Origin of the sequence: Pedobacter borealis DSM 19626, assembly GCF_000708285.2 — a bacterium.
GTDB lineage: Bacteria > Bacteroidota > Bacteroidia > Sphingobacteriales > Sphingobacteriaceae > Pedobacter > Pedobacter borealis.
Genome location: NZ_JAUG01000011.1, coordinates 17,937 through 39,194 on the forward strand (window position 1 = coordinate 17,937; position 21,258 = coordinate 39,194).

General features: G+C 39.3%; 15 protein-coding genes. 12 read left to right on the forward strand and 3 right to left on the reverse strand.

The window, feature by feature from the left end:
• Nucleotides 1–6: 6 nt before the first annotated feature.
• From AW17_RS05025 to AW17_RS05075, 11 genes are all read left to right on the forward strand, one after another.
• Entirely contained in the window at nucleotides 7–1,548 is a 1,542-nt protein-coding gene (locus AW17_RS05025) for a RagB/SusD family nutrient uptake outer membrane protein (RefSeq protein ID WP_029275029.1), read from the forward strand.
• Entirely contained in the window at nucleotides 1,539–2,303 is a 765-nt protein-coding gene (locus AW17_RS05030) for a fasciclin domain-containing protein (protein WP_157280213.1), read from the forward strand. Before AW17_RS05025 ends, AW17_RS05030 begins: the two co-directional genes overlap by 10 nt.
• A 30-nt stretch (nucleotides 2,304–2,333) precedes the next feature.
• A complete protein-coding gene (locus tag AW17_RS05035; RefSeq protein ID WP_029275031.1) occupies nucleotides 2,334–4,007 on the forward strand; it encodes a DUF5008 domain-containing protein in 1,674 nt (557 codons plus the stop codon).
• Between the two features lie 19 nt (nucleotides 4,008–4,026).
• Nucleotides 4,027–5,751: a LamG-like jellyroll fold domain-containing protein gene (locus tag AW17_RS05040; protein WP_029275032.1), complete on the forward strand. Its 1,725-nt coding sequence runs from the start codon at nucleotides 4,027–4,029 to the stop codon at nucleotides 5,749–5,751.
• A 17-nt stretch (nucleotides 5,752–5,768) separates the two neighbouring features.
• A complete protein-coding gene (locus AW17_RS05045) occupies nucleotides 5,769–7,718 on the forward strand; it encodes a M60 family metallopeptidase (RefSeq protein WP_051691645.1) in 1,950 nt (649 codons plus the stop codon).
• 17 nt (nucleotides 7,719–7,735) lie between these two features.
• The gene (locus tag AW17_RS05050; RefSeq protein WP_029275034.1) at nucleotides 7,736–9,400 is read left to right on the forward strand and encodes an alkaline phosphatase family protein; all 1,665 of its coding nucleotides are present in this window, start codon (nucleotides 7,736–7,738) and stop codon (nucleotides 9,398–9,400) included.
• Nucleotides 9,401–9,615: 215 nt separating this feature from the next.
• A complete protein-coding gene (gene lacZ, locus AW17_RS05055; protein ID WP_029275035.1) occupies nucleotides 9,616–12,780 on the forward strand; it encodes a beta-galactosidase, LacZ type in 3,165 nt (1,054 codons plus the stop codon).
• Between the two features lie 163 nt (nucleotides 12,781–12,943).
• Entirely contained in the window at nucleotides 12,944–14,146 is a 1,203-nt protein-coding gene (locus AW17_RS05060; RefSeq protein WP_029275036.1) for a glycoside hydrolase family 27 protein, read from the forward strand.
• Between the two features lie 29 nt (nucleotides 14,147–14,175).
• Nucleotides 14,176–15,684, forward strand: a complete 1,509-nt coding sequence (locus tag AW17_RS05065) for a M60 family metallopeptidase (RefSeq protein ID WP_029275037.1) — start codon at nucleotides 14,176–14,178, stop codon at nucleotides 15,682–15,684.
• Between the two features lie 37 nt (nucleotides 15,685–15,721).
• Entirely contained in the window at nucleotides 15,722–16,039 is a 318-nt protein-coding gene (locus AW17_RS05070; protein WP_029275038.1) for a hypothetical protein, read from the forward strand.
• 116 nt (nucleotides 16,040–16,155) lie between these two features.
• On the forward strand, nucleotides 16,156–16,548 hold the full coding sequence (locus AW17_RS05075; RefSeq protein WP_051691646.1) for a hypothetical protein: 393 nt from the start codon (nucleotides 16,156–16,158) through the stop codon (nucleotides 16,546–16,548).
• 179 nt (nucleotides 16,549–16,727) lie between these two features.
• Here the strand turns inward: AW17_RS05075 and AW17_RS05080 are convergent, their stop codons facing one another.
• Complete coding sequence (locus AW17_RS05080; protein WP_029275040.1) at nucleotides 16,728–17,354, reverse strand: M23 family metallopeptidase; 627 nt, start codon at nucleotides 17,352–17,354, stop codon at nucleotides 16,728–16,730.
• A gap of 446 nt (nucleotides 17,355–17,800) precedes the next feature.
• On the reverse strand, nucleotides 17,801–19,021 hold the full coding sequence (locus AW17_RS05085) for a metallophosphoesterase (protein ID WP_029275041.1): 1,221 nt from the start codon (nucleotides 19,019–19,021) through the stop codon (nucleotides 17,801–17,803).
• A gap of 269 nt (nucleotides 19,022–19,290) precedes the next feature.
• Between AW17_RS05085 and AW17_RS05090 the strand changes: the two genes are divergently transcribed.
• Nucleotides 19,291–19,737, forward strand: a complete 447-nt coding sequence (locus AW17_RS05090) for an RrF2 family transcriptional regulator (protein WP_029275042.1) — start codon at nucleotides 19,291–19,293, stop codon at nucleotides 19,735–19,737.
• 1,105 nt (nucleotides 19,738–20,842) lie between these two features.
• Here the strand turns inward: AW17_RS05090 and AW17_RS05095 are convergent.
• Complete coding sequence (locus AW17_RS05095; protein WP_029275043.1) at nucleotides 20,843–21,079, reverse strand: hypothetical protein; 237 nt, start codon at nucleotides 21,077–21,079, stop codon at nucleotides 20,843–20,845.
• Nucleotides 21,080–21,258 lie beyond the last annotated feature (179 nt).

Consider the following 21,258-nt stretch of genomic DNA (forward strand, 5'->3'; position numbering starts at 1 on the left):
GACAAGATGAAAAATACAAAATATATAATCCTGTTTGCTGCACTGGTTTTTACTACCGTTGGCTGCAAAAAGTTCCTTAACGTTACTCCGATTGAAGCCCAATCTGGTAACAATTTTTGGAAATCACGTGAAGATGTAGAAGGATTTACAAACGGCATTTATGCACGTTTAAAATCAAAGGTAGCAGGTACGCCACAGTTTTTTAATGGCGATGACCGGGCATTTTTCCCAGCATTAGAAATAAGGGGTAATAATGTGCAGGTAAATAGTTTGGGCGATGACGGTTCCAATAACTTTACTGCCCTTATTGGTAACAATATGAAATTTATTCTTAACACTACCGGAAGGTACAACGGCATGATGAAAAAGATTATGAGTTGGAAAGAGTGGTATGACATTATAGCGGCAGCAAACATACTTTACTTCGAAGTTGATAGAGTACCTTCGGCCAGCTTGCCTGATGTGGATAAAAAACGATATAAAGCTGAAGCTGTGTTCTTGCGTAACTTAAGTTATATGTTTATCTGCAAGTTATTTGGCGATGCAGTTTATTACACTGAAGCTTACCATAGCAGCGCATTACCTAGGATATCGCAGGTAACGGTAATGAATAACTGTATTGCGGATATGACAGCAGCAAAAAATGATCTTCCAATCATCTATAACGATGCTTCATCTAACGGTTTCAGGCCAACAAGAGCATCGGCGGTTGCATTGTTAATGCATTTGAATATGTGGGCAGCAGCTTGGGACGCTACAGGTAAAACAAAGTATTATGAAGGGGTAAAAACATTGGCAGCTGAATTGGATACCTACACCAGTTACAAGATTTTGCCTATTACGCCTGAAAATACATTAAAAATTTTTAAGGGAAGAAGCACAGAAAATCTATTCGGCATTTTACAGGATTTTAACTATGGCGAAGGCTTTTCTTTACCAGCGGGTTTTTCTTATTATTTTGCTCGTTATCCTTACCAGGGCACTGTGACCAAAACATCAAGTTCCATGGCTTACATTAAAAGTTATATCACCAAGCTTTATCCAGCGGGAACTACAGATGCCAGGCTGTCTAGTTGGTTCGAAAATTACGATTCAGGATCTGGTAACTTCCAATTTAAAAAATTCGCAAATGTTTATTCAACGGGCTCTGGTTCTGCGATAACCGTAACAAGCGATGATAGTGCAATTATCTTCAGATTGCCTGATTGTTATCTGTTAACCGCAGAAGCACTTGCAGAACTTGGCGATGAAGGAGGAGCAAGGGATTTTGCCAATAGGGTAACCATAGCAGCCAATGCACCATTGATTATCAAATCAGGTGATGAACTTAAAGACGAAATTTATAAAGAAAGATGCAGGGAGCTTATGGGCGAAGGACAGTTCTTTTTTGATCTGGTAAGGACAAAAAGAGTAGTGAATTCTGATTTTACACCATCACCAATGTCAGTAGGTAACCTAAACGCTGGTGCCTGGACGTGGCCACTTAGCATTAGCGCTGCCGAGCGTAGCGCAAACCCAAATTTAATCGGTAATAATTTTTGGAATTAATAGATATGATGATGAACAACAAACATAAAACACTGCTATTCTCACTAATCTGTGTCTTATCAGTATTAGCTGGCTGTAAAAAGTACTATATGGAAACGGGGATTAGTGATGCAAAATACAACGGCAATATTATGCAGTATATGGAGGCGAAGAAACCGTTTTTTGATTCGACTTTAACTGTGATTAAACTGGCTGGTTTAGCCGATGTAATCAGCAACGAAAACATTACATTTTTTGCGCCGCCAAGCGGGTCTATTTTTAAATCTATTAAACGGTTAAATGTAGAATTGCGCGTAACCGGTAAGGATACTGTTTCTCAATTATCACAGATAAAGCCAGAAGTATGGAAGAACATACTTTCTCAATATATTTTTAAAGGTGCAAACCGCCTTAAGGATTATCCACAACGCGATACTTTATCTTATTTGGCTTATCCTGGCCAAGGCTACACCTCTTATGGTGGAAGGATTATGAATGTTGGTGTAATTTTTAATGATGCGGTGGTTTACAACGATAACGGAGCCGAAATTTCGAGAGTATCGTATGCAGGCTACCGTCAATTGTATCTGGCCTATATTCCCGATCTGTCCAATCCGCAGGTATCACTGGTGAATATTCCTATTGCTACTTCAGATATACAGCCCACTAATGGTGTTTTACACGTATTAAATAAGTTCAAACATAATTTTGGCTTTAATACGAATGTTTTTATCGAGCAGGCAATATCAGCAGGTATTAGTCCAAAAACACCATAGGTTTATTGTTTTACCCATAAGTTGAATAAAATGTTAAATAACATAAAATATAAATTTAAGCTGTTTTTGTTCGGAGCGATAGGCTTAACAGCAGTATTGGTTTCCTGCCAAAAGGAAAAAGGACTTACCGAAGATCCTTATGCTGGTGGTAAAAAACCTTTAGATCTAACCTTCGTTTCTAAAACGATCGATCCAGATGTGGTGAATGCTGGTGATGTTTTAAGTGTAAAGGTGAAAGGCCTTAATAAATACATCAACGATTTTAAGGTGTATGTAAATGAAATTGAGGCCGAAGTGGTTACTGCTTCTACAAATGATAGTACCTTAACTTTTAAAGTTCCGTTAACTGCCAGTACCGGCAGTATGTGGATTACCTCACAAGGGCAGAGTTTTTTTGGCCCTATAGTTAAAGTAGGCGGTAAAGTGAGTGTTGATGCTGGCTTCAAAGTAATTAATGGGGCAACCAATACCACTGGCCTTAGTACCATTTACGATATTGAAGCTTTACCTAGTGGAAACCTTTTTGTTGCCGGCGCATTTAACGATTTTGAATTAAAAGGAACCGAAAAACTACCAATTGGTGGCATAGCACAGATTTTAGCCGATGGTAGCTACTCTACAAGTGGTATTGCTTTTGGTAAGGGGGCCGGAGGGGGCGCAAAAATGATCACTTCAATTACCCGAATCCCGGCAGGAAACCAGGCTGGCAAATTTATAATTGGTGGAAGTTTTACGAGTTATAACTCTACACGTACCAACCGCCAAACACTAAGCAATATTGCCAGGTTAAACGCAACCGGATCCTTAGATACTACGATTCTTAGGGATGTGATTAACCCAAAACCACAAGAAACCTATAAAAACGGAGATACCGTAAGTACTTTTAATGCAGGTGTTGATGGAAGCGTTAGAAAGACTTTTGTTTTTGGAGAACAGGTTTACATTGTGGGTAATTTTAATTACTACAGGCGCATGTATTTACCTAATTCCAGTTATGACGAAAAAGTTTATGATTATACAAGGATGCGCCAGGTGGTAAGGGTAAATATGGATGGCGCCATGGATTCGACTTTTCATTACAACAAGTCTACCCGTCAAAGCGCAGCAGGGGCAAGCGGTGTAATTTTAGACGCCATGATGCAAAGCGATGGAAAATTAATCCTGGTGGGTACATTTAACACATTTAACGGTGTACAGGCCAATAGAATTGTAAGATTAAATTTAGATGGCAGCGTAGATAATAGTTTTAGTGTAGGTTCAGGTGCAAATGGAGATATTATTTCAATCAGATACAATGCTACTACTGACAAAATTGTAGTTGGCGGTTCATTTACAACCTTTAACGGTAAGAATGCTTCTGGGGTTAATTTATTAAATGCTGATGGCACCAATGTATCTACTTTTAACGGACAGGCCATTACCGGGGGGATAACCTCTTTTGTTGGGCAGCTTAATAACGGAAAAATAATTGTAAGTGGCTCTTTCAATAAATATGGCGATTATTTGCGTCAGGGTTTTATGGTGTTAGAACCCAATGGACAATTGGCAGTTGGCTATAATAATACAGGTGGTTTTCAGGGTTCTATTTTGGATATGATAGAAACCAAAACTGCTACAGGCTCACAGGTGATTTTAGTAGGCGATATTCTACGTTTCAACGGTGTTTTGCCGCACAATCTGTTGCGCCTAAATTTTATTAACTAATTGGTTAAATCAATAAGATATGAATAAATTATTTACCCCAGCAAGTACTTTTAAACGCTTAGGATGGTTTTCTGTACTACTATTGATCCTAAGTGGATCTGGCTGTAACAAGGATTTTAGTAATACATTACCCACAACATATAAAAACGATACTTTAGGCAGGGGCGCTGGTAAGAAAGTTTTGTATATTGTTTTAGATGGCGTAACTGGAACAGCTTTAAAAACATTGGCTCCTACAACCATTATGCAAATAAATACCAGAGCTACCTATAGCTTTGATGGGCTGGCAGATGACAACCTGAATACAATGACCAATGCTCAGGCTTGGACTACCATGTTTACAGGAGTAGAATATACCAAGCATAATGTAACCAGCGAGGATTTTACAGGCTTAAACGTAGAAGCCACACCAACAATATTTACCAGAATAAAAAGCAATGTAAATGGGGCTAGAACAGTTTCTATCGCATCGACAAGCTTGTTTAATGATAAATTAGCAGGTGATGCTACTGAAAAAATAAACGCGGCCAATGATGAAGCAGTTAAAACCGCTGTTGTAAATGACCTTAAAACTAAGAACTCGAACTTAATTGTAGCTCAATTTCATAGTGCAGAAACGGCAGGTGCTGCCAACGGTTATACCGCAAGTACACCTAGCTATGCAAGTGCAATTTTGGCCATTGATGGATACATCAACGAAATTTTGACCGCTATGAGAACCAGAGAAGGTTTTTCTGGCGAAAACTGGCTTGTAGTAATCGCCTCAAACAAAGGTGGTGGTGTTTCGGGCGGCCTCCCTGGGTCAAATATCTATGGAGATATCTCCAGAAATACCTATGTAGCCTTTTATAACCCAAAATTCTCTCCATTGAGAATCAATAAACCAGACGACAATAGTTATCCGTTTGTAGGTACTGCACCACGTTTTCTAATGACTGGTACTACAGAGGTGTTTGCAAAGCTGTCTAACACCTCTGTTGGAAACTTCGGTGGAACCGGAAATTATACCCTAATGTTTAAGATTAGGAACGATGCGGCTACAGATACATCCTGGCCACCATTTATGGGTAAAAAATCTGATTTTACAGCAGTAGCTTCAGGCGGATATCTTTTTAGTTTTGCCGGCACCTCATTTCAATTCGATTTTGGCAACTCAAGCCGCCCAAATGTATCTGTTATACGTGATGCAAAATGGCATACGCTCGCAATTACGATAACCACGGTAAGCGGTGTGCGTACCTTAAATGTTTTTTCAGATGGAATTAAAAGGTATGGATTAACTGTAACTAATCAGACTGTTGATAATACGGTTGGCTTTAGAATTGGCACAGCAATCGCAGCTGGAAAGGTAACTGACTTCCTTTTAAGAGATTTAGCAATCTATAACATCGCACTAACAGATGATGAGGTTATTGCCAATATGAAGAAGGAAAATTCAACCAGCATTATCTATCCTGCAAACTTAGTAGGCTGGTGGCCTTGTAACGATGGTAGTGGTTTTGTTTTAAAAGATAAATCGGGTAAAAACAACGATTTCACACTATCAAGCAATGGTACCTGGACTACATTTAATGAATTATCTCCAAATGTAGGAGGTAATATTACACAAGAAGCTTATAGTGCAGTACCTAATGGCGTAGATATACCTGTACTTATTTACAACTGGCTAAATATTGCTGTACCAAGTAACTGGGGCTTAACAGGTAAATTGTATACCCCTACCGTAACATTACCAACTAATTAACTTTAAATATTTATAAAATGAAATTTAATCAGTTAACAAAAATATTTGCCTTAGCGTTATTGGTAACCGTTACGGCATGTAAAAAATATGGGTACGAGATACCAGATGGCTATCCTGACAATTCGCAGAATGTGGCTGAGGGAACTATCGATACCAATATGAAGATGATCGATAAATCTATGTACAGTAAGGCAAGAGTTTTTCCAGGCTTGGTAGATCAATCAGAGCCAAGGGTAAAAGATGTTCAGTTTACGTTGGACTTAAACTTTACCGATCAAACTGCACAAAATTTAAGAATCTCTGTTGCGCCTTCACCGCAGTATAGCACGGGCTTTTATGCAGCTCCCGGAGAGTTGATTAAAATTGTAGTGCCGGCAGGGGTAGATGGATTGACCGTACAAATCGGTGCACATACCGATAACCTTTCAGGTAAATTCCCTTTACTACGTGATCCTATAATTTATAACAGAAAACAATTGGTTTCTGGTGTTAACTATATCCGGAACCTATATGGTGGACATATTTATATCCTGGCAACTTTTGCCTATGCTAATCCGGTTACCTTCACCATAACAGGTGCTGTGGTATCACCAGATTTTATTTTGGGTCAAACTACCGATGCCGATTGGGTAGCTAAAGTAAAAGCTTCGCAGGTACCTTGGTTAGAGCTCAGGGCAAAACGGGTTATTTTTACTATTCCAAGAGATAAAGTAATTGCTTCCTTTAATTCTAACGAGCCATTTACCAATCCTACTGCTGTATTTACCAAGTGGAACGATGTATTTGACTTGGATTATAATGCGTGGATGGGGTTATCAGATAATGCAGCCGATATTAGAGACCGTAGCCCTCAAAGTCAATGGCGTGGGATATTGGATATTCAGCTTTCATTGGGGTCTGGCCACAGCGGATTTCCTTTTGTTGGTACAAACGATGCCTATTGGTTTGCCAGTTTTACCAGTTTAAATTCACTTAACACAAGCGCTGGTCAGTGGGGTACTTATCACGAGTTCGGCCACAATTGCCAACAGGGAAGCATTTGGAGCTGGAGCACGCTGGGCGAAACCACCAATAACCTGTTCAGTTTTAAAGTAGCCAACAGGATCGGTGCAAACTATAACATTTTACACCCAGCTGTTTCAAGTGGTTTCCCTGAATCAATAGCTTATGCAAGTGGTACAGGGGTAAAAAACTTTGATACTGATGCTTTTATGACTGATCCTGATAGAGGTCCTTTTAAACGAATGACACCATTTGTACAGATTTTTGAGAAATTTGGATACGGCGCAATGACATATTTGTACAGCCAGGCCCGTCATGCAGAAAGATTAAACTCAAATGATATAACCAAGCATAACTTTGTTTACGAAAAGCTTTCTGATTATACTAAAATTGATTTGGCACCATTTTTTGATGCATGGGGTATTTCAATCAGTGATGCTGTTGCAATGAAAGTAGCATCAAAATATCCAATTTTGACTGCTCAGACCTGGACATATAACCCACTTAATAAAACAGGTGGAACAGCTGCAATTTCATTTGCGCCTGGCGTAACGGTAAGTTCTAATCAATCAAACGAGGGTAGTCCAGCTGCCATGCTTGATAATAATACGGCAACATATTGGCACTCGCAGTACAACCCGGCACCAACTGCAGCGCAAAGTTATCCATATACAATTGTTTACAGCGAGAACAAAAGAATGTCTGTTAAAGGAATGTACTTCTTTCCCAGAAACACTACAGCTCAACGTGTAAAAAATATAGAAATATTGGTGAGCAGTGATAATGTTAATTTTACCAGTGTTGGTACCACACAGATACCGAATGCATTTTCGCGTTACGAATTTACATTCCCTAATGGCCCTGCAATTGGTAAATTTTTCAAGGTTTTACTAAAAGATGGTTGGAATACACCGGTTGCATCATTCCCGAACGCAGCTATGGCCGAATTGGGTGTAATTAAATAAACGCTAATTTAAAGAAGATGAAAATTTCAAATAAATTTAAATATTATAGTGCTTTGGCATTGTTTATTCCGCTTTGTTTCACCGCGTGCAAAAAATATGCTAATCCACCAGCTGTATACGAAGAATTAAAAAACTTAAATGCTGCCCAACGCAAGGTTTTAGTAATCAGTATCGATGGTTTAACTGGAACGGAACTACAAGCTGTGGCACCAACCAATATAACTGCCTTGCAAAAGAATTCGAAGTATTCTTACAACACTTTAAAAACAGCTTCTGATGCAGCTGGATGGGTATCGATGCTAACAGGTACAGGATTTTCCAAACATCAGATTAGCAACAATAATTTTGACCGCGTGCAAGCGGCTGATGAACATGCTCCTATTGTATCTTATCGTAACGTATTCGACTATGTTACCCAATATAAAACCGTGAAAACAGCTTTGGTTACCCCATGGGTTAATTTGCGCGGTTATATGCGTAATGCCGATTTTTCGCCTGTAGTAACCACCGATTTAGCGGTTAAAGACAGTACAGTTAGTATTTTAAATAGCCAAACGGGCTTAGGTACTATATTTGTTAACTTTAGAGAAGTAGAAGCAGCAGGAGATAACGGTGGATATCTGGCCAGCAATGTGAATTACAAAAATGCAATAATAAAAGCTGATGAATACGTTGGTAATATTTTAACGGCTTTAAAAGCGAGAAAAAATTATGCAAACGAAGATTGGCTGGTGATTATAACCAGTAACCATGGTGGCAGTAGCGCCAATCCAACTAACGGTTTTACCTTGGTTTATAATCCTGTTTTTAAGCCTTTTGAACTAAAGAAAACAGGGTTCAATACAATATTATTTAAGGGCAAGAACATTTTGGCCTACGTACCGAATGATAATGGCTTGTACGATCCTGGAACAGACAAGAGTTTCACAGTTCAGATGCAGATCAAGGTACTTACCCCTTCGCCAGCTTATGTTGGATTTTTATCAAAGGGCACAGGATACGGAGTGGGTACAAGTAGCGTTGATGGTTGGACCATGGGCACATGGGCTAAACTTTGGAAACCCTATTATAACGGGGGATTTACTGCTGATCAAGCTACACTTGCTGATGCAACTTGGCACACTTTAACAATAACTTTAAATACAACAAATGCAACCACACGAACATTAACTACCTATACTGATGGTGTTTCGAGTACAGGGACAGTGAATTTGGGTACTAAACCATTAACTAGTGCTCAACCATTGCAGATTGGTTGGCGAAATGTAGATAATAATGCACCGATAGATTTTTATGCGGCAAATTTAACTTATTTTAATACCGCCTTAGATGCTACAACTATTAAAAATAACATAGCATTAAAAGATATAACTAAGCATCCGAATTATGCAAATTTAATAGGATTTTGGCCTCTGGATGAGGGTTCGGAAGGTACAATATTCAATAAGGCGCTAACAGGGTATAATATGCAGTTAGCGGGACAATATGTATGGACCTCTTTAGCTAGTGACTACCCTCCAGGTACAACATCGGAACCTATAACCTCATCTTTATCCATTCCGTCAACAGTGAGCGATGTTTCTGCACTTACCTTGTATTGGATGAAAATAAATATTCTTTCTGATTTCGGTTTTGACGGTAAACCATACCTTAAAAACTTTGAAATAGAATTTTTAAAATAGTAGTTAGTTTAGTTAGTGAGACCCTTGCCGCCTTGTGGTGGTAAGGGTTTTTTCTTTTAAGGCAATCTGCAAAACGACATACCTATGCATTTCAACCGAAAAAAACCTCTCTTTAGTAACATATTTAAAACTCAAACGTTTGCGCTAAAACATTTTCATCATTATCAGTTAATCATCAGTAATTTGGAGCAGCAAACCAAAATCATACACACAGAATGAAGCGAAAATTAACCATTTTATTTACATCACTATTTATTACCGGGCAAATCAGCGCACAAGATCTGCCCGCCGAACTGCAAACCCCCGAAGTGGTTTCGGTAAACCGTTTGCCTATGCGGGCATCGGCTTTTGCTTTCGAAAATCAAGATTTAGCGACTAAAAGAGCTAAAGAAAAATCAGCATATTTTTTATCATTAAATGGTACCTGGAAGTTTAACTGGGTAAAAGATCCACGTAAACGGCCTACCGATTTTTATAAAGTAGATTTTGATGATAAAGGCTGGGATAATTTTAAAGTACCTGCCAACTGGGAAGTGAACGGTTATGGTACCCCAATTTATGTAAACCAACCATATGAGTTTGCGGGCAGACAGCTAACAGGCGCAAAAATGAACCCGCCATTCGATATTCCTGCTGATAATAATCCGGTAGGTTCGTACCGGAAGAAAATCAATATACCAGCTAACTGGAGCGGTAGACAAGTGTTTATCAGCCTTGGAGCTGTTAAATCTGCTTTTTATATCTGGGTAAATGGTAAAAAAGCAGGATATAGCGAAGATAGTAAACTGGCTGCAGAGTTCGATATTACCAAATATGTTAAACCTGGAGAAAATACCATTGCATTACAAGTTTACAGATGGAGTGATGGTACCTATTTAGAATGCCAGGATATGTGGCGCATTTCGGGAATAGAGCGCGAAGTTTATTTATATTCTACGCCAAAATTAGATATCCGCGATTTTAAAGTTGTGGGTAATTTAGATGCCACTTATACGAACGGATTGCTAAATGTAGACTTAGCGGTAGAAAATTATAAAATAGATCAGCGCACCAACCATAGCCGCCCAGATAGTTTTTACTTGGCGCTTGATTTAGTTGATGCTAAAGGAAATAACGTTTGGAAAGATGCCACCACAATCCAAAAAGTATTGGGCAATTATAAAACCGATCTTTCTTTTAAAACACAGATCAGTAATGTGAAAAACTGGTCGGCAGAAATTCCTTATTTATATACGCTTTACATCACTTTAAAAGATAAAAACAATAAAATAATCGAGGTAATTCCACAACGCGTGGGTTTCCGTTCGGTAGAAATTAAAGGAAGCGATTTATTGGTTAATGGTAAACGTGTATTTTTAAAAGGTGTAAACAGGCACGAGCACAATGCCACTCAAGGCCATACTTTAACCCATGCCGATATGGAAAAAGATATGGAAATGATGAAAAAACTGAATGTAAATGCAGTTCGTCATTCTCATTATCCACCAGATCCATATTGGATGGAGCTTTGCGATGAATACGGTTTGTATGTAATCGACGAAGCCAATATCGAATCGCATGGCCGTTACTACAGTTTGGAAACTACTTTTGCCAACGATAAACAATGGCGTATCCCTCATCTTGAGCGTATTACCAGAATGTACGAGCGTGATAAAAACCATGCATCGGTCATTACCTGGTCCTTAGGTAACGAAGCGGGTAACGGGGTTAACTTTTACGAGGCTTACCAATGGCTTAAAGGAAAAGATTTCCGCCCGGTACAGTACGAAAGGGCGGAGAGCGACTTCAATACTGATATGATTGTTCCGCAATATCCTTCTCCAAATTATTTGCCACGTTATTCGAAACAGGATAAAGAAACCCGTCCGTTTATTATGAGCGAGTATGCGCACATTATGGGTAACAGTTTGGGTAATTTTAAAGAATATTGGGATGCCATAGAGAACAACCCTAAACTACAGGGTGGATTTGTTTGGGAGTGGATAGATCAGGCAATCGACACGGTTAAAAACGGCAAACGCATTATGGCTTATGGAGGCGATTTTCCGCTAAGTGGCCCGGTTGACGAAAACTTTAGCGATAACGATTTTTGCGTAAAAGGTGTAGTTACCGCATATCGCGGCATGACGCCAATGGCTGTAGAATTGAAAAAAGTACATCAATATATCAAAACTACTTTTAATGGTACCAACCAGATCAATGTAAACAACAGCTATTTCTTTAAAGATATCAGTAATGTGCAGTTAAACTGGGAATTGGTAGAAGATGGACAAGTGATTCAAACTGGTGTGGTAAGTAACCTGAATGTTGGTCCGCGCCAAACACAACTATTAAGCTTACCATTTAAAACGAATTATGCAGCGGGTAAAGAATATTTCTTAAACGTCCGCTATCGCTTAAAAATAGCTGAACCATTTTTAGAAAAAGGTTATGAAATTGCTTACGAGCAGATTGCATTGGCCGGAGCGCCTAAAGCCAATGTTTATACCAGCAACAAGAAATCTTTGAAGGTTGAACAGACAGCAGAAAAAGCTGTGGTTAAAGGAAACGATTTTACGATCACTTTCGATTTAATCAAAGGAATATTAAGTAGTTATATTTCAAAAGGACAAGAATTATTGGCCTCGGGGCCACAACCTGGATTTTACCGTGCACCAACCGACAACGATATCGGTGCAGGCTTAAATACGAAATTACGTATGTGGCGTAATGTGTATCAGGATAACAGTGCAGGCAATATTAAATCAACTGTAAATTCAACTGCTGATGGCTTTACCCTAACCATTAAATCGTCGCTACTTAAAGGTGATGCAGAAACAACGCAAGAATTTAATGTATCTGCTGATGGTACTGTAAAAGTAAATAATCAATTTAAAGCCGTAACAGGCAACTACAAAAGTTTAATGCGTATCGGTAACGATCTGCAGTTGAAAAATGATTACAGCAATATTCAATGGTATGGTCGCGGTCCGGGTGAAAATTATGTAGACAGAAAAACGGCATCATTAATTGGTACTTATAAATCAACGGTTGCAGATCAGTATTTCCCTTATGCACGTCCACAGGAAAGTGGTAATAAAACCGATGTACGTTGGGTAGCTTTTACCAATAAAGCAGGTAAAGGCTTACGTTTCGAATTTGCCGATCAGTTATTGAGTTTTAATGCATTGCCATATTCGGTAGAAGATTTAGATCCGGAGGCCGAGAAAAAACAATATCACTCTGGCGAACTGGTAAAACGCAACCAGATTTACGTGCACATGGATATGCAGCAATTGGGTGTTCAGGGGATTGATAGCTGGGGCTCTATGCCATTAATTCAATACCAGATCCCGTTTAAAGATTACCAGTACAGCTATTATATCAAACCGATTAAATAATATAGGTGGTTCGTCATTCCCAACCCGATAGCTATCGGGTTGATTGGGAACCACGCAGTGCTCATCGAAGATAATCTTAAAACAGGAGCATTAAGATTCTCGCCTGCGCGGGAATGACGACCATTTCCTAAAGAATTGAAGAACTCTCTAATCAAAAAATAATATGAAATTTATCAAAATCTGTTTAACCCTATTGTTATTTGCTCAAATCAGCTTTGCACAGGAATCAAAACTAGCTGCTACACCACCAATGGGATGGATGAGCTGGAACATCATGTCCGAAAACCCGAACGAAAAAGATATTAAAGAAATGGCCGATGCAATGGTTGCCAGTGGGATGGTGAAAGCAGGCTATCGGTATATTTTTTTAGATGATTGTTGGCAAGGTGGCCGCGATAATAAAAACAAGATTATTGCCGATCCAAAGAAATTTCCTTCAGGCATTAAAGCCCTGGCCGATTACCTGCACACCAAAGGGATGAAATTGGGTATCTATTCTGATGCTGCTCCTTTAACCTGTGGTGGTTATACCGCAAGTTTAAATTTCGAAGATCAGGACGCTAAAACTTTTGCTTCATGGGGGATAGATTATTTAAAATACGACTATTGCAATGCCCCAGAGGATGTTGAAACGGCTAAAGCCCGTTATGGTAAAATAGCCCAGGCGCTACGCAAATCGGGTAGGGAAATTGTATTGGGAATCTGCGAATGGGGTCCACGCGAACCTTGGAACTGGGGTGCACAGGTTGGCGGACAAAGCTGGCGTACTACTTACGATATCAGAGACAAATGGAATGATGTAGAGGGTAAGGGAGGAGTAGGTATTTATAACGTTGTTGATAAAACAGCCGGATTGGCAAGCTTTTCAGGCCCGGGCAGATGGAACGATGGAGATATGCTGGTAGCCGGTTTACATGGAACAAAAGGCCCTTCGTCGGCTTTTAATAGCAAAGGCTGTACCCAAGCTGAATATCAAAGCCAAATGAGTTTGTACAGTATGCTTAATTCTCCACTATATGCGAGTTGCGATATCCGTAAGATGGATAATGAAGCAAAAACCATTTTTACTAATGAAGAAGTAATTGCATTAAATCAGGATGCTTTGGGTAAACAAGCTGAAAGAAAAATTAAAACGGATGTATGGGATGTTTTTATTCGCCCTTTAGCCAACGGAGATTTTGCCATCGCGATTTTAAATAAATCGACAGCTGCCCAAAATGCAAAAATAAACTTTGCCGAATTAGGCCTGACTGGTAAATATGAGATCAAAGATTTATGGCAACATAAAGTAATTGGCAAAAATAACAAGTGGAATGGTGAAGTAACTGCTCACGAAACCAAGGTTTTCCGCTTAAAAAAAGTATAACACCTCAATAACAACAAACCAAACACAAAATGAAATCACTATTATCCCTCGCATTAGTAGCAACTGGCTTAACTACCTTTGCTCAAGATGCAGCTAAAGATCCGACAACAATTGTCATTACACCACAACACACCCTCTCTAAAAGCGACACGGCATTTAGAAAAGCCATTGCCAAATGGAGCGATGAAACTTTAAAAAGCACCGATTATAAGAATATCAAAGCACAACCATCAGCTGAGGTTTTTCCAGGTACAGTAAAGACTGGTTTTCAGTTTATAAATAAAACGGTAAGCATCGAACATAAAAAAATGGCTGATAGTTTAGTGTCTATCGTGTCAACCCTGGGCTACTCTGGTTATGATAACGCTACCATGTACAGTACAGGTTTGTATGCGAAAGCTGGTGAGTACATTGAGATCGATGTGCCCAAAAACACCAATGTAAACGAGCTTGAAGTTCAGATTGGTGCGCATAGCGATCGCTTGAACTATTGGGTTGCGGGCAAGGAAGATTGGCGCAGAATGCCAATTATAACCAAGAAACAACAATTGGTAATTGGTAAAAACAGATTAGCGTCGCCTTTCGGCGGATTGATCTACATTGATATTAAACCTAAGGCCGAAAGTAGAAAAATTGATTTCAAAATTAGCCATGCTGTTGCAGCTCCACTTTTTGTGTTGGGCAAAAGCACGCAAAGTGATTGGGAGGGCCAATTGAAAAATAATAAAGCTCCCTGGGGCGAAATGGCCACTGAAAATGTGATTTTAACTTTGCCTGATAGTGTATTGCAAACCATCAAAAACCCTGAAGAAGTATTAAAACTATGGGATTTAGTTGTACTTGGAGAATTGGATCTGGCCAATATGCCAGCGCCGTTTTACAGGGCTCAACGGATGGTACCCGATGAACATATTGGTGGGGGATACATGCATAGCGGTTATCCGATTATGATCCACCATTCGCCATCCAGAAAGATGCTCTCGAACGAAATTATGGCCAACCCTGAGTTATTGATGAAACCAAGTAAGGGGGGCGCAAATTGGGGCTTTTTCCACGAAATTGGTCACAACATGCAAAATCTGAACTGGGTTTTTGGTGGCACTACCGAAGTGAGCAATAACTTCTTTTCAATCTATATGTTCGATAGGTTAATGGGCGGACGGGACGATTCACATACTGGTGTATCAAGTGCAAATACGCAAAAGATGATGAAAAAATATTTTGCCGAAGGTACGAGTTATGAAAAATGGAAAGGCGATGCCTTTTTAGGCCTGATCATGTTCCGCCAGATGCAGGAAGGTTTTGGATGGGAAAGTTTTAAGGCCTTTTTTAAAGAATACCAAAAAATCGGACCAAGCATAGGCAGCTTAAACGATCAGCAAAAACGCGATTTATGGGTGAAAACGTATTCTAATGTTGTAAAAAGAAATTTAGCTCCATTTTTTAATACCTGGGGCGTAGGCATAAGCGAAGAAACGCAGAAAGAGCTGAGCGGGCTTCGTGCCTGGAAACCTTATAATTTTCCTCCTGTAAACTAATTGTAAGCCATTTTTAATTAAATCTAACCAAATTGTAATGGCAGTAAGTAGAAAAATTGCTTTAAATACGAGCGAACAAAGCGGCAATCAACTTCATATTTATGAGGTTAATCCGATTATTTTTTATTCTGGCGAAGCAGACGAACTCAATATTGAGCTTTTAGAATTTAATCATGGAGAACTGATCATTAAATCGCTGTCAACCGCCATTTTAAAAGTAAAAGAGTTGGTTATGGAAGATGAAGCGTTTACCATTAAATGGAAACAGAACACTAAAGGTTTAAGAATTACCCTCCCTGATGGGCTGATTAATGATGGGACTAGGGAAAAGTGTACATTAAAAATTAAGTTTTAAATTTTCCAGACTTCCGAAGTTTAGCTGGTCAGGTGTGTGGGCTGAGAAACTTCGGAAGTCTTAAGAGGTGTAGCGTTTTTATTTAAATTCCCGTTTTAGGTAAAAAGTAACAAACGATGAAACGGACGCTATTTATTTTAACTTCAATTGTACTGATTATAAGTTTGATGTGGGCGTGTAAAGACCGAGAAGATCCTATGCAAAATGTTGATTCGTCGGAGTTGGATAGACTTTATAAAGACATTGAAAAATCAGCTCAGCAATTTACCTGTGAAAATGCCGGCGAATGGAAATTCACCGCCATCGGATCTAAAGCCTGCGGAGGCGCATCAGGTTATATTGCTTATTCTGTAAAAATAGATGAAAGCACTTTTCTGAAAAAGGTTGAACAATTTACCAAACTACAGGCCGATTACAATCAAAAATGGGGCGTATATTCAGATTGTGCGTTAATAATACAGCCAAAAGGGGTAACCTGCGACAATGGGAAACCTAAATTTACGTATTAATTTTATCTAAATAATTTACTCCGTCACCCTGAACCGAGCCTTAGCGAGCTCACCGAAGGTAATTTAATTCAGGGTCTTTCTAAACAGATTCTGAAACAAGTTCAGAATGACGATCTTGTTTTTAATAAAATTTAAACAGCTCCTCAGTGTATTCGGAAATACCTTTTTTAACTTTACAGTTATTTGATGTGTTCTTTTATAAATACCTGAGGATTATAAAACCGTTCGTTCAGTTGTTTATTATTAAAAGTTAGCCAGCTTGCACAGCCATAATCATCAAATTTTTTTCTGATCTCTAAATGAAGGTGATGGTAATCGCCCCCATACTTTTTACTTTCCTGAGGCGTAAATAATCTGGCCAGTTTGGTATTTTGATCAACATTTTCGCCGTTCCTTACATAAACTTCTTTCAGGTGTTTGTAAGTGGTAAACATGGTTAATCCACTCAGTAGTTTATGTTTTACCACAACTGTGCGTTGGTTTTCGCCCAAATGCACAGAGCAGACTATTCCATTGGCCATGGTGTAAACATTAACCAGTTTCGCTTTAGGTTGTGCAGGATTAATATCAATAGCCGTGTGGATATGACCTTTAACATAACTATCTCTATGATCGCCAAAAATGCTGATGATTTTAATATTGTTTATTTTCTTACGGTTAGCTAAATCAAAAGGAAGAAACCAGTTATCGGCTGTTTTTGCTGGAGCAGTATCCGTATAATAAGGTTTCCATCGATCACGATCTTTTTCAATCGTAGGGGTTTCGAATAAAAGTGTCGATAACAAGATCAATACTAATGTTTTCATGCAAAAGATTTATAAAGCAAGATAATGATTTTATCGATATAAACTATTTTTATAGTTAACAGATAGGTCGTCATTGCGGGGAGGAACGACTGAGATCTGATCTCATGGAACTATCGTCACCTCGACTGAAGCATAGCGAAATGGAGAGATCTATCTTTAGATTTAGCTTTGCTGAGCACTTCGTGGTTCTCGACTGCGTTGCACTCTGCTCGGAAATGATGATCCTTATCCTTAATGATGTTATCTTTTAGTGGTGTCGGATGTTACCATCTGACACTAAGACGATTTTATTTTTGATAAACATTTTGATTTGTCGAAAGTCAGATGGTAACATCTGACTGCACGTCAATTACAGCATTACGTCTTCTTTCAAAGCCTCTGCTGCTGGATTAACCAAGGTACCAATCTGGAGCGCAGTCCCGAACTTTCGGGAGAGAGATCTATTTTTATTTTCGCTTCAATTCTATTACCGTAATTTCTGGCCAAATACCAATCCTTCCCGAAAAACCCAGAAAGCCAAAGCCTCTGTTTACATTAAGGTATCTTCCATTTTCGGTTTTAATACCCGCCCAATGTTTATAACGATATTTTACCGGACTCCATTTAATGCCAAAAGCTTCGACACCAAACTGCATACCGTGTGTATGTCCAGCCAACGAAAGTTGGATTTTTGAAGGATAATTTTTTACCTGCGCATCCCAATGCGAAGGATCGTGCGATAACAGGATTTTAAAATCGTCTACATTAGTGTTTTGCAAGGCTTTGTTTAAGTCTCCACGTTCTCCAAAACCAATTCCCCAGTTTTCTATTCCGGCCAGTATAATTTTCTCGCCGTTTTTATGCAATTCTACAGGTTCATCCAATAAAAGCTTAAAACCAAGTTCTTGATGATAAGCTTTTAACTGATTCAGGTTCTGTATTTTATCTGCTTCAGTAGGCCATTTAATATAATCGCCATAATCATGATTGCCCAGAACAGAATATTGTCCGAAAGGGGCTTTAATCTGAGAGAAATGGCCGATATAGGGCACAATCTCCGAAGAAGCATTGTTCACTAAGTCTCCGGTAAAAACAAATAAATCACTCTTTTGGGCATTAATCATATCGATACCTTTTTGCACGGCTTTAGGGTTGGTAAAGCTACCCGCGTGTACATCCGAGATCTGTGTTAAAGTAAAACCATCAAAACTGGCAGGCAGATCATCAAAATACAAAGTGTGTTTAATTACGCGGTAAGCATATTTTCCTTGGGTAATGCCATAAGCAAATAAGGCAATGGTTAAACAGAACATTACAAAGGCAAAATCGATCCAGTAATTACTACGGCCTAAAATGTGAAAACCTTCGGGCTGAAAATTAGTCGACAAACCTAATAGCAAACGGTAAACATCACCGAGCAGGAGGAAAAAAGCGAACACGAGTTCTGCGACGAAGATGATTAAAAAAGCATGACTGATGATCTGAAAAAACCGGTTCATGCCTTGAATTCGCATTTGCTGAATCGCATATAACAGCGCAAATGTCAAACCTACAATAACGACCCAGAAAATAGGACCGAGCCAGGTAGATTGATTAATGGTACCCAGGCCAGATAAAACATAAGCGTTAAGGGCAAAAAATATGATTGCAACTATGATGAGCGGCAATAGATTGAGTTTTCTTTTCATTATTGAAATCTGTAATTCATAATGTGGGTAAAAATAGATTTTAAACGCCGATAAATGTTGTTCTGTTTTGTGTCGTGGTTATTTTTACGCTACTTTGATTAAAGGCGACAATTCATCGCTACGTCCTGCTGAACTTGTTTCAGCATCTTTTATAGTAGGAAAGATCCTGAAATAAATTCAGGATGACGACCGTTTATACAATTTATTGTGCAATCAACTTCCTGTTGCGTATTTTATAATTTACTTTCTTTTATTAGCTTTGTGCGAATATGCTGTCCAAAAAAACAAAGTATGCCATAAAAGCGCTTGTTGCGCTTGGTAAAAATTTAGATAAACCACCAATGCAGATTTCGAAAATTGCAGAGGAGGAGCATATCCCGAAAAAATTCCTGGAGCAGATTCTGCTCGATCTGCGTAACGCTGGCTTTTTATACAGTAAAAAAGGGGCAGGCGGTGGTTACAGCCTCAACAAAAAACCTGAAGAGATTTTATTGGTACACGTAATGCGTGTAACGGATGGGCCTATTGCCATGGTTCCCTGTGCAAGTTTAAATTTTTATCACAAATGTGATGAATGTGTAGACGAAAAAACATGCGGAATCAGAAGCGCCTTTATCGATGTTAGAGATGCTACCCTTAAGGTTTTAACCGAAACCAGCATTGCTGACGTAATCGGTAGAGAGGACAATCTGAAAATCGGTATCGTTAATTTATAATATTTATTTTCACGTGGCCCAATCCGTCATGCTGAACTTGTTTCAGCATCTATTACGATATGTCTTACACGTGGCAGATTTTAAAATATTAATCCCAAAATTCATTTTATTGAGTTTGGGATTTTTTTTGGGGGGAAATGAAAGTTCAGTTTTTCATAGTGGTTTTCAGTCCCGCTTTCCGTTTTATTCCGATAAAGGATCGGAATGTTCACTTCAATCGGGTTTATCTAACAGAGAGAGTAGCACAATCGGGGGGCAGACCTCGCAGGTTTTCGAAACCTGCGAGGTCTTGCTTGTGCGCTGGGCATGGCAATCAGCTATAGGGTGCAAGTCCCGAACACACTTTGCAGTAGGAAGTGTTAGCCAATAGCAAGGGTGTCGTGGGCGACTGCGAATCCGAAGGAAGCTGGCGGCAAATATGGGGGCCTACGAACAGGAACTGTATATAAGGCGAGGTGATATGGGTGATGTTGCATGACAAACAAAAGCCCTATACTGCACAGAATATCACTACGTAGATACAGGGGCCACATCCATAGAAAGCGGATTGCCTTACCCCAGGAGATCTGAATGAGCTCTGTCAAGTGTAAGCGCGATTACAGGAGAGGAAACATTTAGCGGGGACGTTCAATGGCTCATTTAGAAGTCAGCAGCGGTCGTAGTACTGTATCACAGATGAAAAAAAAGAGGAGCTGAGCCGAGCCGTGCAACCAGTGGGCACAATGCCTGACAACAGGAGAATACTACCGGTTGTTAAGAGATACTATTTCAACAAACCGCCGTATGCCGAACGGCACGTACGGTGGTGTGAGAGGACAGATAGGGAAATAATCCCTATCTTCCTACTCGATCCGCGTTAGGGAATGTAAGGGTTTAGTACCGATCCTTTATCGGTACCGGAGCACAGCGCAGCCCTGCAAAGCCCGACCTTTGCGCAGCTTAGGTAACGCCCAAATCAGTTAGCAGTTGGCAATTTTCAGTTGCCAGTTATCAATTGGCGGTTTTTAGTCCCGTTGGATTAAGTGATTTAACATTGTAGATTTCTCGACTGCGTTACACTCCGCTACCATTGACGTTATTTTGTAAGCTACTATTAATCAGCATTTTAACCGATTTTGTGTTTCCGCCCAGCTAGGCCGCACCACCGTATCCCCGTTCTACTTAAATCCGGCCTAACAAATTTTTCGGGCTGCACTGTTCTGGCCGCACAACTGCCTTCAAAAGAAAAATTTTCAGCCGGCATTTTTTGTTTCTTTTTGATGCCAAAAAGAAAGAGCCCTTCGGCGGCGGCGAGCCGAGGCAAGAATGAGCCTATGGGCGAAAAAAGATATGCGTCATTCATATTGATTTTTATACAATAAATTATCCCTCGAAATGACGACTTTAGGTGGTTTTAACAGGATATCGTAAATTTTTTCATAATAAATTACGACTATTCCTATATACTTTATATATTTGGCGTATGAATTTCAATTTTATACCTAACAAGTTAATTACTATGCAAATGATGTGCTGTTGTAA